This window comes from Nocardia sp. NPDC058519, assembly GCF_042719755.1.
In the GTDB taxonomy this organism is placed as follows: domain Bacteria; phylum Actinomycetota; class Actinomycetes; order Mycobacteriales; family Mycobacteriaceae; genus Nocardia.
This window is the reverse complement of the sequence record NZ_JBHXNK010000035.1, coordinates 19,081-33,595: the sequence shown is the minus strand read 5'-3', so window position 1 is coordinate 33,595 and position 14,515 is coordinate 19,081. Positions and strand designations below refer to the sequence as shown.

Genomic DNA, 14,515 nt, shown 5'->3' with positions numbered 1-14,515 from the left:
CCTCAGTCACGAAGTTCGGCCACGGACTCCTGGTACGCCACGGCCGCGCGCACGAAATAGTCGAAGAGCACTTCGCGCTGCGCCGGCGTATAGCTCGCGATGATCTCGCCGACCCGGCGCCGAGCGGGGGCCAGCACCTTGTCCAGCTCGGAAGGCTGATCGATCGGTTGGACGATGACCTTGCGCCGGTCGCTCGGGTCGGCACCGCGGCGCACGTATCCGGCCTGCTCGAGGCGGTCGACGAGACGGGTGGTCGGGCCGGTGGTGAGTCCGGTGCGAGTGCCGAGTTCCCCCGGTGTCATCGCGCCGTTCAGCTCGAGGATGTTCAGCGCGTAGAGGTCGGTCGCGTGCAGATCGACCGCCTTGGCGCCCGCCTGAGCATGCAGCACAACCGAACTCAGGTACCGGCGGAAGATCGCGCTCGGGTCGTCGTCGGGTGTCGACATACTTGCCTCTCACTTCGTCCACGCAGACACTTCGTCGTCAATGATAGATCTTGTCCCCACCTGCATCAGGGCGACAAGACCGTCCCGCGTCTGTTGTGATCGCGTTGCGCGCAACCCGTGAATCCGGCATCCTCCTGCGCGATCGTGGGTGGATGACTTCCACCGCCGCGCCATCGACCACCGATTCCGAGCTGGACGCCATCTTCGCCCCGATCTTCGACCGGATCGCCGCGGGCGCGGTCGAGCGGGAGGTCGACCGGCGGCTGCCGTTCGACGAGGTGGGCTGGCTGAAGCAGGCCAGGTTCGGGTCGTTGCGGGTGCCGGTCGAGTTCGGCGGGTACGGCGTGAGCGTGCGGCAGCTGTTCCGGCTGCTCGTCGACTTGGCCGCGGCCGAGTCGAATCTGCCGCAGGCGCTGCGGGTGCACTGGTCGTTCGTCGAAGATCAGGTCCTGGCGGAGGCGGGGCCGCAGCGGGAGCGGTGGTTGCGGGCCGTGGCGGCGGGCACGCTCGTCGGCAATGCGATCACCGAACCGGGGGTCGGTGCGGTGGACCGGTATCGCACCCGGCTGACCCGCGACGGTGACCGGCTGCTGCTCAACGGGGTGAAGTACTACAGCACCGGATCGCTGTTCGCCGATCACATCCTGGTCGCCGCCGACAGTGCCGGTGAGCGGCTCGGCGTGCTGGTCGACGCGGATGCCGAAGGGGTTGTGCAACACGATGACTGGGACGGTTTCGGCCAGCGGCTCACCGCGAGCGGCACCACCGAGTTCACCGATGTCGTCGTGGCCGAGGACCGCGTCCTCGGCCCCGGTTACGGGGTCGCCGGCCCCACCTACGGCACCGCCTACCTGCAATTGGTGCAGCTCGCGGTGCTCGCGGGGATCGCCGCACGCGCCGAACGCGATGCCAGGGAATGGGTGAGCGCGCGCACCCGCACCTACACCCACGCCGCCGCCGATCTGCCGCGCGAAGACCCCCTCGTCCAGCAGGTGATCGGCAAGTTGTCGGCGGCGGCGTTCACCGCGCGTGCGGCGGTGCTCGCCGTGGCGGATGTGCTCGACCGGGTACTCGACGCCGGGGCGAAGGACGAGAAGGATCTCGTGGCCGCCGAATTGGCTGCCGCGCAAGCACAACTCGGGGTGATCGACATCGTGCTCGGCGCCACGACCCAACTGTTCGAACTCGGCGGAGCCTCGATCGTGTCCGAACAGCTGCGCCTGGATCGGCATTGGCGCAACGCCCGCACCATCTCGGTGCACAATCCCGCCATCTTCAAAGCTCGTGCGGTCGGCGACTACCTGCTCAACGGCACCGACCTGCCGTTCGGCTGGAGCGCGGGCGAGCGGAGCACCGGCACAACAGCTTCCGCGAATCCGGAGCCCGAGGATTCGAGCACCGCGCGTCCCGAGGCGGCGTCGCGATGAGCAGGCCGATCCGGTTCAACGCCTTCGACATGAACTGCGTCGCCCACCAGTCGCCGGGGCTGTGGCGTCATCCCGAGGATCAGTCGCACCGCTACACCGACATCAGCTACTGGACCGAGCTGGCGAAACTCCTCGAGCGCGGGCGGTTCGACGGGATCTTCATCGCCGATGTCCTCGGCACCTACGACGTGTACGGCGGCAACGACATCGCCGCGCTGCGCCAAGGCGCGCAGACACCGGTCGCCGATCCGCTGCTGCTGGTGTCGGCGATGGCGGCGGTGACCGAGCACCTCGGTTTCGGGATCACCACCGGCACCGGTTTCGAGCATCCGTTTCCCTTCGCCCGCCGCCTGTCCACCCTCGACCACCTCACCAACGGCAGGCTCGGCTGGAACGTGGTGACCGGCTACTTACCCTCCGCGGCAAGAAATTTCGGTGACGACGACCAACTCGACCACGACGAACGCTACAACCGGGCCGACGAATACCTCGAGGTGCTCTACAAGCTCTGGGAAGGTTCGTGGGAGGACGACGCGGTGGTGCGGGATGCCGAGCGCGGCATCTACACCGATCCGTCGAAGGTGCACCACATCGGCCACTACGGCGAGCATTACACCGTGCCGGGGATCCATGTATCCGAACCTTCACCGCAGCGGACGCCGGTGATCTACCAGGCGGGCGCCTCACCGCGCGGGGTGAAGTTCGCGGCCGAGAACGCCGAGGCGATCTTCATCGCCGGTCCATCGAAACGGATACTGGCGCAGACGGTCTCGCGCGTCCGCGACGCGCTCGAGGCCGCCGGACGTGACCGGCACGCGGCCAGGATCTACGCGCTGGCCACCATCGTCACCGACGAGTCGGACGAGGCGGCGCGGGCCAAACGCGAGGAGTACCTGTCCTATGCGAGCGTCGAAGGCGGGCTCGTGTTCATGTCCGGGTGGATGGGAATCGACCTGTCGCAGTACGACCTCGACGACCCGATCGGCGACGTGCGCAGCAACGCCATCCAATCGGCGGTCGCGGCATTCCAGGAATTCGACGACGACGGCCGCGAATGGACGGTGCGCGATATCGGGCGCTGGGCGGGTATCGGCGGCATGGGCCCGGTGTTCACCGGCTCCGGCGAGACAGTCGCCGACCTGTTGCAGGAGTGGGTGGCCGACACCGACCTGGACGGGTTCAACCTCGCCTACGCGATCACGCCGGGGACCTTCGAAGACATTGTGCGCCATGTTGTTCCGGTGCTGACCGAACGTGGTGTCTACCGCACCGAGTACGAGCCGGGCACGTTGCGCAACGCCCTGTTCGGGGCCGGTGATCGGCTCCCGCCGGAACATCGCGGCACCAGCTATCGCCTCGGCGGTTCCCGTTCCACCGTGCTGCCACACTCGCAGTCGCGTCCCGAACCGGTGGTACAGGCTATTCGGATCGATTCCCGCTGATCGCAACACTCATCATCGCGCGAACACAAGCGCACCATTCCGATATGACATCGCAGACTCCCGTTTCCCGCTCCACTCGTTCGGCCGCGGTAATCGGCGCCGGCCAAGCCGGCGTCACTGCGGCGCTAGGACTTCTCGACGCCGGTTTCACCGTCACCCTCTACAGCGACCGAGATCAACGCTCACTCCGCAACGACGTACCCGCCACCGGCACCGCCCTGGAATTCGGCGAGACCCAGCAGGCCGAGGCCGCGCTCGGACTCGACAGCTACACCGGCCGCGCACCCCGCCACACCGGGCTCAGCGTGCGCATCGCCGGACCGGAGAACGCCGAACTGATCGCCTTCGACGGCACCTTCGACGGGTACGTCGGCGTCGCCGTCGACACCCGTCTCAAGGCCGACGAACGCCTCACCGCGTTCATCGAACGCGGCGGCGATTTCGTCGTCGGACCGGTCACCGCCGAATCCCTCGACACCATCGCCGCCGCCGACGAGCTCACCCTGGTCGCTACCGGCCGAGGTGGGCTGGCCGACCTGTTCCCGATCGACGAAGAGCGCACTGTCTACGACAAGCCGCAGCGCTCGCTGCTCACGGTCACCGTGACCGGCCTCGACTTCGACTCCGGGGTGTTCGCCCACCGCGGCCCCGCGGGAGGGGCGCACAGCCTGTTCTCCATCCTCGCCGAACAGGGCGAGGCCTGGTGGGGTCCGTACCTGCACAAGGACGTGGGCCCCAGCTGGGCGTTCCTGGGCTGGGCTCGGCCCGGCAGCGACTGGGAAACCCGTTTCGCCGCAGCCGATTCCGCCGAATCCGCGCTGCGGATCGTGAAAGACCTCTACCGCGACTACATCGACTGGGACCTGCCGGAAGTGCAGGCCACCCAGGTGATCGCCGAAGACCCCCACTCCTGGCTCAAAGGCGCGGTCCGACCGGTCGTGCGCGCCGGCGTGGGACGCACCGCGGGCGGCCATCTCGTCGCCGCCCTCGGTGACACCGCGATCGCCTACGACCCGGTCGCGGGCCAGGGCGCGCAGAGCGGGCTGATCCAAGCACAGCGTCTGGTCGCGGCCGCCGCCGTGCACGACGGGCCGTTCGACGAGCAGTGGATCACCGACCGGTACGCCGCGTTCCTCGCCGCTCGCGGCGACGCCGCCGCCAAGGTGACCCGGCTGTTCCTCAGCGACCCCGAGTTCGCCGACATCGGCGGCCAGTTCTTCGCCACCGCCGCCGTCGACCCGAAGTTCGCCTCGGCATTGGTCGGCCTGCTGCACCGTCCACAGCCGTTCCTGCCGATCGGCTCCCCCGCCGAGGCCGCTGCCTACATCACCGAGGTCACCGGGGTGGACGCGGCCGAGTTGCTGGCGAAGTTCGCCCCGGCGGGCCGCTTCGAACGCTCGACATTCGCCCCGGCCACGGTCGGGTAAGGGCACCGGACCCGGTCGGCCGCGGCATCCACGCCCGCGGTCGGCCGGGCGCTCGGGCTTCCACCAAGGGTGTACAGCGGCCACCCCCTGGTTAGCTGGGTGATACCCGCGGGCACTATCCCCACCGGCACAGAGAGCGGATAGTCATAGTCATCCCCTATGGCTTTCTCCCCTGTGAAGGAACGGCCGCATGCAGCCCAGTTACGTGCACCACGTCAGGCACCAGGTTCACACCTACGGGGAGACCCGCTCCTACACCTACCTGCGTGAGGAAGCGCGCGACCTCGTCGAGGAGATCGCCACCTACCGCGCACTCGATCGTGACGCCAGGGCGCTCGCCGCGTGGCTGGCCGACCGCCCGGAATCGGCGGAACCCGTCGTCCTGCTCTACCTCGACGGCATGGCTTTCCTGCGGGCCTTCCTCGGCTGCCTCTACGCGGGCGTCATCGCGGTTCCCGCGCCGCTGCCCCACGACGAGCGCAGCACCCGACGTGTCGCGGGCATCATCGCCGACTCCGGCGCCCGATTGGTTCTCACCACCGCCAACTTCCAGCCGATGATCGCGGCAGCGACCACCGCCGTCGTCGCGGCGACCGACGAAGAATACGGCGACCCCGACGCATGGCGGATGCCCGATATCGACACCGGGACCATCGCGTTCCTGCAGTACACGTCCGGCTCGACCGGCACGCCGAAGGGCGTCGTCGTCACCCACGGCAACCTCCTGCACAACGAAGCCGCGATCTCCACCTCGATCGGGATCAGCGACGCCTCGACCGGCGTCACCTGGATCCCGCAATTTCACGACATGGGCCTGATCGGATCGCTGCTCGCCTCGATCTACGCCGGCGCGAACCTGGTGTTCATGTCGCCGACCACCTTCCTCAAGCGCCCCGTGCGCTGGCTACAGACGATCGACAAGTACCGCGCCACCTGCACCGCCGCCCCGAACTTCGCCTATGAACTGATCACCAAACGCGTCACCGACGAGCAATTGGCCGCCCTCGACCTGTCCACCCTCGAAGTGGCGTTGTGCGGCGCCGAGCCGGTCCGCGAACGAACCATCGCCGCGGTGCGCGAACGGTTCGCACCCGCGGGGTGGCGCCCGACCGCTCTGCTGCCCGCCTACGGCCTTGCCGAAGCGACGCTGCTCGTCACCGCCGGACCGGTCGACGCACAGCCTGTCGTCACCGATGGGCCCGACAGCTTGCTGGTCGGTTGCGGACAACCGGCGCCCGGTCTCACCGTCCGCATCGTCGACCCGCACACCGGGCAGCAGGCCGTCGACGACACCGTCGGCGAGATCTGGGTCCAGGGCGACAGCGTTGCCGCGGGCTACTGGAACCGGCCCGAGGAGACCCGCCACACCTTCGACGCGTACCTCGGCACCGAAGGGCCGTTCCTGCGCACCGGCGACCTCGGCATGCTGCGCGACGGCGAGCTGTTCGTCACCGGTCGGCTCAAGGACCTGCTGATCATCAACGGCCGAAACCTCTACCCGCAGGATGTCGAGGAAATGGTGGAGCAGTCGCACCCCGCGCTCACCACCGGCGTCGCCGTGTCCGTCGAGGCCGGTGGCCGGGAACGGCTCGTCGTCGTGCAGGGCATCAAGACAGCGCTGCTGCGCGGCACCACCCTCGCCGAACTGACCTCGACGATCAAGCTCGCGGTCGCCCGCGGTTTCGATGTCCCCGCGCCGAGCGTCGTCCTCATCGAGAGCCGCTCCGTGCACCGCACCACCAGCGGCAAAGTCCAACGGGCCTCGATGCGCGAGGCCTTCCTCGACGACAGCATCGGGACCGTCCTGCACGAAGATCTCGAACCCGCCCTGAGCCGATCATCGACCGCCACCCGCTGAGGAGCCGAACCATGTTCGCCACCATCATCACCCATTCCACGACGATCCAGGACTGGCTCATCGAGCGCGTCGCCGACTACACCGAACGCGCACCGCACCAGGTGGACCCGACCATCCCGCTCGCCGAACTCGGCATGGACTCGGTGTCGGCGGTGGCCCTGTGCGGCGAGATCGAAGACCGGTGGATGCTCGACATCGACCCGACCCTGGTCTTCGAATACCCCACCATCGCGGCCATCTCCGCCCACCTCACCGCCGAAACCGCCGTCGCGGCATGACCGACATCGCTGTCGTCGGCCTCGACTGCCGCTTCCCCCACGCCGCCGACCCGGCGCAGTTGTGGCAGCTGTTGATCGACGGTCGCGACGCGATCTCGGAAGTACCGTCGAGCCGCTGGAACGCCGACGACTTCCACGACCCGACCGGCGCGCCCGGCACCATCAACACCCGCAGCGGCGGATTCATCGACGACGCCGACGCGTTCGACCACGAATTCTTCGGCATCACCTCCCACGAGGCCGAGGCGATGGACCCGCAACAACGCCTGCTGCTGCAGGCCACCTGGCGGGCCTTCGAGGACGCCACGCTCGATCCCCGCGCGCAATCCGGCTCGCGGACAGGGGTTTACGTCGGCGTGATGGCCAACGAATGGGCAAACCTGCAGATGAGCGACTACGCCGCGATCACCCCGCAGCACGGATCCGGCAACGGCTACTTCATGACCGCGAACCGGCTTTCCTATCAGTTCGACCTCGCGGGGCCGAGTATCGCGGTCGACACGGCCTGCTCGTCGTCACTGGTCGCGGTCCATCTCGCGTGCGCTGCCCTGACGGCGGGCGATTGCGACCAGGCCGTCGCCGGCGGCGTGAATCTCGTGCTGACCCCGGCCGTCGGCGTGTTCTACACCCAGGCTGGGCTGTCGGCGCCGGACGCGCGGTGTAAACCGTTCAGCGGCAACGCCGACGGGATCGTGCGTGGGGAAGGCGTCGCGGTGCTCGTCCTGCGGCGCCTGGCCGACGCCGAGGCCGCGGGGCTGCCGATCTACGCGGTGATCAAGGGCAGCGCGGTCAATTCCGACGGGCGCAGCAATGGCATCACCGCGCCGAACCGGTGGGCCCAGCAGAAAGTGATCGGCGAGGCGTATCAGCGGGCTGGAGTACGTGCCGACGACATCGACTTCATCGAGGCGCACGGCACCGGAACAGTTCTCGGCGACATGATCGAGGTCAAGGCGCTCGGCAAGCTGCATGCGAACAACCGGGCACGGCCCTGCGGGATCGGATCCATCAAGGGCAATCTCGGCCACACCGAGGGTGCGGCGGGCGTCGCCGGGCTCATCAAAGCCGTCCTCAGCCTGCATCACGGTGTGGTCCCGCCGTCGAGGTTCGCCGACCAGGAGAATCCGCGCCTGCAGATGGCGCAGCAAGGTCTGTGCCTGCTCGCCGACCCCATGTCCCTCGACGGACCCGCGCTCGGTGGGGTGAGCAGCTTCGGCCTCGGCGGCACGAATGTGCACATGGTGCTGGCGAGCGCCCGCGCCACCGAGGCACCCGCGACGGCAGGGGCGGGGGTGCTCACCATGTCTTCGGACAGCGAGGAAGGATTGCGGCGCAACGCGATTCGGCTTTCTGAATCATTGAAGTCGTTGCAGCACAATCACTTCGACCAACTCTGCTGGACGAGCAATCAGGTCAAGTCGTCGGGCCGCCACCGGCTCGCCGTCGTCGCGCACGATCGCGACGAGGCAATCGCGCAGCTGAGCAACGGTCCGCTGTCGGGTGTCGCGCGGCCGGTGCGCGTCGGCTGGATGTTCACCGGCCAGGGGTCGCAATTCCCCGGTATGGGGCGGACTCTGTACGCGGCGAGCCACGGGTTCCGGCGCGCGCTCGAGCTGGTCGATGCCACGATGGCCGTCCACCTCGGCCGGTCGGTCCGGGAGCTGCTGCTCGACGAGCACGCCGACCTCGACCCCACCGCGCTCGCCCAACCGGCGATCTTCGCGATGGAATACGCCATCGCCAAGACGCTCGCCGACCTGGGCGTGCGGCCCGCGTGGCTGATCGGGCACAGCATCGGCGAATTCGCGGCCGCCGCGGTGGCGGGAGTCTTCGATCTCGACGACGCCTGCAAACTGGTCACCGCGCGCGGGCGGCTGATGCAGCGTCTGCCCGCGGGTGGCGCGATGCTGGCCGTGCGCTCCACCCCGGAGTCGATCGCGGACCTGCTCACCGCCGAACCCGCTGTGGTGCTCGCCGCCGTCAACGGCCCGCACGATCTCGTCCTCTCCGGCGACGCGGAGGCGCTCACCCGCATCCATTCGGCGCTGCGCACGCGTTCGGTGACCGCGAAGCCGCTCACCGTGTCACACGCGTTCCACAGTCCGCTGATGGCGCCGATGCTGGCCGAGTTCGAGGCCGTGGCCAGTACCTGCGCCTATCGCGCCGCCGCCCTGCCGATCTACTCGACCGTGCACGGCCGACCGCTCGAACCCGACGAGGTGATGGATGCCGAATACTGGACCGAACACGTCCGCGCCACAGTCCGTTTCGGCGAGGCGGTGCACGCCGCGCTCGGCACTGACCCGACGCATCTCGTCGAGGTCGGGCCCCGCCGTGTACTCGCCGCGTCGGTGCGCCGGATCAACCCCGAACTCGACGCCCGCTACCTGTCGCCGAGCCCCGGCCCGAGTGCGACCGGCGAGGAACTCGCCGCGACCGTCGCCGCGCTCTACTGCGACGGTCTGGACCCCGAATGGAACGAACTCTACGAACCCGCACAGCGCGTGCGTCGGCGTTTGCCGGTCTACGAGTTCTCTGTCGCACACCGATTCTGGGTGGAGCCACCCGCTGTCGGCGAAGTCGGTGCCTCGGCACTCACACCGAGATCCACACCGGCGCAAGCAGATACCGAGGGAACAATGATCGACCCACTGATCGCACTATTTCGTGAACAGAACGCGGTGCTGGCAAGCCTGCTGGCAGCTCCCGCCGAGGCACGCACCGCACACCTCGACACCGGCACCGCGCGCCACGATCTCGCCCCGGACGCGGTCGCGGGCATCGTCCGCGCGGAACTGGCCAGGGTGAGCGGATTTCCCGCCGACCGGCTCCACGACACCCGGACACTCGGTGACGGCCTCGGACTCGATTCGCTCATGCTGACCGACCTGTTCGCCGGTCTGACACGCAAACTCCCCGGCACGACCATCGACCCGGCCCACATCACGGGGACAACGACACTGGGCGACATCATCGCCCACCTCACCGGTCAGCTCACCGACTCGCCCACCGAGGCAACCGCGTCAGTGGCCTCTACGCCCGAAAACATCACTCCCACAGCCGAAGCCAGGCCGACCACCGTCACGCCCGAATATCGGATCGCCGACTTCGCCGAGGTGCGGGCAATCGCCGACCGGCTCGAAGGCGGCGAAGCGCTCGGCCTTGCCAATCCGTACTTCCTGATCAACGACGGCGTCACCAGGGATACCTCGTTCATCGGCGGCACCGAGGTCGTCAACTTCGCCAGCTACAACTACCTGGGGATGTCCGGTCACCCCGCGGTCGTCGCCGCCGTGCAAGACGCCGTGGCCCGCTACGGCAGCTCGGTCTCGGCCAGCCGCCTTCTCTCCGGTGAGAAGCCGATCCATCGTGAACTCGAGGCCGAACTGGCCGCCCTGCTCGGTACCGAGGACGCGATCGCGCTGGTCGGCGGCCACTCGACGAACGTGACCATCATCGGCCACCTCGTCGACGGGCAGGACCTGGTGATCCACGACAGCCTGGCCCACGACAGCATCCTGCAGGGCTGTCGGCTCTCCGGGGCGACCCGCAGACCGTTCCCCCACAACGACCACGCCGCCCTCGACGCGTTGCTGACCGAAATCCGCCACCAGTACCGCCGCGTCCTGATCCTCATCGAAGGCGTCTACAGCCAGGACGGTGACATCCCCGATCTGCCCGCGATCATCGAGATCAAGAAGAAGCACCGCGCGCTGCTGATGATCGACGAGGCGCACAGCGTGGGTGTGCTCGGCGAGACCGGCGGTGGCATCGGCGAATACTTCGGTGTCGACCGCGGCGATGTCGAACTGTGGTCCGGCACGATGTCGAAAGCGCTCGCGGGCTGCGGCGGCTACGTGGCGGGCAGCGCGGACCTGATCCGGTTTCTGAAATACACCACCCCCGGCTTCGTCTACAGCGTCGGAATGACACCGATGAACGCCGCCGCGTCCTTGGCCGCGATGCGGCTGTTGCGTGCCGACCGCGAGCCACTCGACCGCCTGCGACGCAACTCGGAGCTCTTCCTTCGCCTTGCCCGCGAGGCGGGCATCAATACCGGCGACAGCCGCAACACCCCGATCATCCCGTGCATCGTCGGCGACTCGATGAAGACGCTGAAACTGTCCACCGCGCTGCTGCGCCGCGGGATCAACGTCAATCCGATTCTGTACCCGGCCGTCCCGGAAGACCTGGCCCGGCTCCGCTTCTTCGTCACGGCCTGTCACACCGAGGATCAGATCCGCGACACCGTCACCGCCCTCGCCGAAGAACTCGCCCTGCTTTCCTCGCACGACCTCGTCGACCACTAGCACCCCGAAGCGGTCAGCTGGTCCAGTCGACTCGATCGGCCCGTCGCACCGGACCACGGTAGCCACACCACGGCGAACATCCGACCAGCCTCACCGACCGCCGAGCTATGACTCAGGGGCGCGCCCTGTGCGCCGTTTGCCACAGCCGGGCCCAGTCGAATGCCGCGGCGGCGGGGCGCACTCCCGGTCTGTTCCTGGGTACTCGCACTCGCAAAGCCGCCGGTCGGATAGCGCACCGCACCGGAGTTTCGAGGAGCATGGATTCGCCGTCGACGCCGACCGGGATCTCGGGGGCGTCGGCGTCGACGGTCAGCTCGGTCGCCGTGTCCTGCGACAGGCCGCGCACGCTGGTCCGGCGCAACAAACCGACCGCTTCCCTGGTGCTGGTGACCGACAGCGTGACCGCGCCGAGGACACCGCGATCGAGCCGGACGCGATGGCTCAGTCCCGCCAGATCATTGCTGCCGTACGGGTTGTTGCTCACCAGGATCGCCTGTGGTCCCGCCACCGCGATCGCACCGATCCGGGCGACCAGTCTCGGGCCGCTGTGCCCGTTGAGCAGATCGGGAAGCAGCGCCAGCACCGTCGCGGTCTTGTCATCGCGGTAGGCCGGACTGCGCACGATCTCCGCGTACACCCCGAACGAGGCGTTGTTGACGAAGGGACGCCCATTGACGGTGCCGAGGTCGACGCGCAACTCCACGCCGTCGCGCAGTGCGTCGAGAGACCGGGTGGGATCGGCGCGATCGAGTCCGAGGTCCATGGCGAAGTGGTTGCGGGTTCCGGCGCTGATCACCAGGAACGGCAGGTCGTGTTCGACCGCCACCGCCGCCACGAGGGCCTGGGTCCCGTCGCCGCCCGCGACCCCGAGCAGATCGGCCCCGTCCGCGACCGCCTCTTGGGCCAATGCGGTGACATCGATATCCTCTGGCCCTTCGAGTAGCGCGACCCGGGCCCCCAGTTCCTCGGCCTTGCGCACGAGGTCGTACTTCGACACCTTCCCGCCACCGGAACGCGGATTCATGATCAGGAACGGGCGCTGCGGTGGTGGAACGGAGTATTCGGGCATCGTCGAGTCCGAATCGCTGCCGCGCAGAGCGATCCGGGCGGCGCCGACGGTCACCACCGCGAGCACACCCGAAACCACAACGACCCACAGCAGATTCGCACGAACGAACGAGACCACGACGATGATCGGCGCCAGCAGCGCAACGGCGAGGGAGATCCATCTGAGGATTCCGAACCGGGTGACAAACGAGTAGAGCGCCGCCACCGCGACCACGACGCCGCCGGTACCGACGATGAGCAACGCCACGACACCGACGAAGCCCGCGGCGAGCACCGGCACCGCCGCCGCGACGGCCGCGGACACGAACGCCAGCCACGCCCACCAGCGTCGAGCGCGGCTACCGGTATCCGGGGTGTTCACGGAGGCCGATCACTTGGCGGTCGTCTTCGGCACGACATCTCCTGACTGGATTCAGCGTGGACGTCCACTCACCGTAGCCGCGTCGGCGAGCCGGACGGATCATCCTTTTCGGATGAGCCGCGCCGCCTACCCCGAGACGTAGCTCAGCCTGCCCGGTCGATGCTGGATATGCAGAAACCGTTCGCGGCATGGTCGAGGGTGAGGTCGACCGCCGACGTCGCACCGTCGGCACCGGTGACCGGTGCGCTGACGGTCACGACCGACCCGGTGGAGCCGCGGACCGTGAGCGCCTTGTCCTCGAAGCGCCGCACCCCGGACAGCGTGGTGCCCGGCTGAGCGCCGCTGCACAGCAGCGGGTAGTCCGGTTCGATGTCGGCCGGGTTCACCGGATCACCGACCACCCGGCTCAGATAGCGCTCGACGGTGTAGCGGGCCTGCTCGTCGGTGAGCCGGGTCGCCGATGGTTCGCCGACGATCGGGCAGCCGTAGACGGACCGTAACTCGCTGGGGCGCAAGCTGACCTGAAGCGTGTCGTTGCGCCAGTACGGGCCGAACTCGCCGAGGGTGCCAGGGCGGCGCACCGCGTCGGTGATCTGCTCGACGTCGCCGTACATCCGGGGGATCTCGGCGGGCGACTGGGTCCAGCACTTGCGGATCAGCGCGCTCGTATCACCGGCGAGGACATCGTCGAGCCAGGGACGCAAGACCGACGCCGCCTTCGGGCTGTTCGGGACGGCACCGATCTGCGCGACCTGCGTGGTCATCGGCGCATCCACCCCGCCCCGATCCTTGGCGGTCAGCACGGCGAACGCGGTCACCCCGGCCACCACCGCCGCGCCACCGACCCCGAGCAGAACTTTCTTCGTTCGCGAGGTGCCGGGAGCACGCGGTTGCGGCGTTCGCGTCTCTCGATGCAGCACAGCGGTATCCCCCACCACCGCCCTGCCGGTGAGAGCAGCGATCGCCGCGTCCGCGAGCTCACCGCAGCCGGCATACCGGTCGTCCGGGTTCTTCGCCATCGCTCGCGCGATCACCGCGTCCAGCGCGAACGGCAGTGCCGGATTACCGGCCGACGGGCGCGGCGGCGGTTCGATCAGATGCGCGCTGATCAACGCGGCCGGACTCTCCCGCTGGAACGGAACGAACCCGGTGAGCAGCTCGTAGAGGGTGCCGCCGAGGGCGTACACATCGGTGCGCACGTCGAGCGGCTGCCCCTCGAGCTGTTCAGGCGCCGCGTACGCGAGCGTGCCGAGCACCGATCCCGCGGAGGTGAGACTGGTGGTCTCCCCCATACTGCGAGCGATCCCGAAGTCGGTGACCAATACTTCGTCGGTGCCGTCGTCGGCACGCGCGATCAGCAGGTTCGCCGGTTTGATATCGCGATGCAACAGCCCCTGCCGATGCGCGTAATCCAGCCCCTTGGCCGCCTCGGCGACGATGCGAACCGCTCGCTCCGGCGTGAGCACCGACAACCCCTGACGCAGCAACTGCGCCGCGTCGAGCCCGTCCACGAACTGCATCGCGATCCACAACCGATCGCCATCGACCCCCCGATCGAAGATCTGCACAACATTCGGATGCCGCAGCCGCGCAGCCAGATCAGCCTCCCGCTCGAACCGCGCCCGAAACGTCGGCTCCACCGCGAGCCGCGCATCGAGCACCTTCAGCGCGTCCCGGCGCGGCAACCGCGGATGCTGAGCCAGATACACCGCCCCCATCCCGCCACCACCGACCCTGCGCTCGATGCGGTACCCCGCAAGGATCGCCCCCGGTCCGAACTCCATCACAGCTCCTTCGCACCACCCACGTGACTGCGATCAGGCTATCCGCCCCTGCCCACCCCTGCCGCAACTCGGATTCGCGTGCGCCGGTTCAGCGATGGCGTCGAACGACCGGCG

Annotated in this window: 9 protein-coding genes; 6 read left to right on the top strand and 3 right to left on the bottom strand. The window is 68.5% G+C overall.

Annotated features, from left to right (window positions below; translation table 11 throughout):
- Positions 1–2: 2 nt before the first annotated feature.
- Complete coding sequence (locus ACFWPK_RS29165; protein ID WP_378921153.1) at positions 3–446, bottom strand: MarR family winged helix-turn-helix transcriptional regulator; 444 nt, start codon at positions 444–446, stop codon at positions 3–5.
- Positions 447–598: 152 nt separating this feature from the next.
- Here ACFWPK_RS29165 and ACFWPK_RS29160 point away from each other — a divergent pair, with 152 nt between their 5' ends.
- From ACFWPK_RS29160 to ACFWPK_RS29135, 6 genes are all read left to right on the top strand, one after another.
- Complete coding sequence (locus tag ACFWPK_RS29160; protein WP_378921152.1) at positions 599–1,873, top strand: acyl-CoA dehydrogenase family protein; 1,275 nt, start codon at positions 599–601, stop codon at positions 1,871–1,873.
- A complete protein-coding gene (locus tag ACFWPK_RS29155) occupies positions 1,870–3,315 on the top strand; it encodes an LLM class flavin-dependent oxidoreductase (RefSeq protein ID WP_378921150.1) in 1,446 nt (481 codons plus the stop codon). The genes ACFWPK_RS29160 and ACFWPK_RS29155 overlap by 4 nt, the downstream gene beginning before the upstream one ends.
- Positions 3,316–3,359: 44 nt before the next feature.
- Positions 3,360–4,742: a styrene monooxygenase/indole monooxygenase family protein gene (locus ACFWPK_RS29150; protein WP_378921148.1), complete on the top strand. Its 1,383-nt coding sequence runs from the start codon at positions 3,360–3,362 to the stop codon at positions 4,740–4,742.
- A 190-nt stretch (positions 4,743–4,932) separates the two neighbouring features.
- Positions 4,933–6,600, top strand: coding sequence for a fatty acyl-AMP ligase (locus ACFWPK_RS29145; RefSeq protein WP_378921146.1), 1,668 nt, complete (start codon positions 4,933–4,935; stop codon positions 6,598–6,600).
- 11 nt (positions 6,601–6,611) lie between these two features.
- Positions 6,612–6,878 carry an acyl carrier protein gene (locus tag ACFWPK_RS29140; RefSeq protein WP_378921144.1) on the top strand — a complete coding sequence of 89 codons (267 nt, stop codon included), beginning with the start codon at positions 6,612–6,614 and terminating at the stop codon, positions 6,876–6,878.
- The gene (locus ACFWPK_RS29135; protein WP_378921142.1) at positions 6,875–11,188 is read left to right on the top strand and encodes a type I polyketide synthase; all 4,314 of its coding nucleotides are present in this window, start codon (positions 6,875–6,877) and stop codon (positions 11,186–11,188) included. The genes ACFWPK_RS29140 and ACFWPK_RS29135 overlap by 4 nt, the downstream gene beginning before the upstream one ends.
- 112 nt (positions 11,189–11,300) lie before the next feature.
- Here ACFWPK_RS29135 and ACFWPK_RS29130 read toward each other — a convergent pair whose 3' ends face one another.
- Both ACFWPK_RS29130 and ACFWPK_RS29125 read right to left on the bottom strand, forming a co-directional pair.
- Entirely contained in the window at positions 11,301–12,569 is a 1,269-nt protein-coding gene (locus tag ACFWPK_RS29130; protein WP_378921233.1) for a diacylglycerol/lipid kinase family protein, read from the bottom strand.
- A 191-nt stretch (positions 12,570–12,760) separates the two neighbouring features.
- Entirely contained in the window at positions 12,761–14,401 is a 1,641-nt protein-coding gene (locus tag ACFWPK_RS29125; protein WP_378921140.1) for a serine/threonine-protein kinase, read from the bottom strand.
- Positions 14,402–14,515 lie beyond the last annotated feature (114 nt).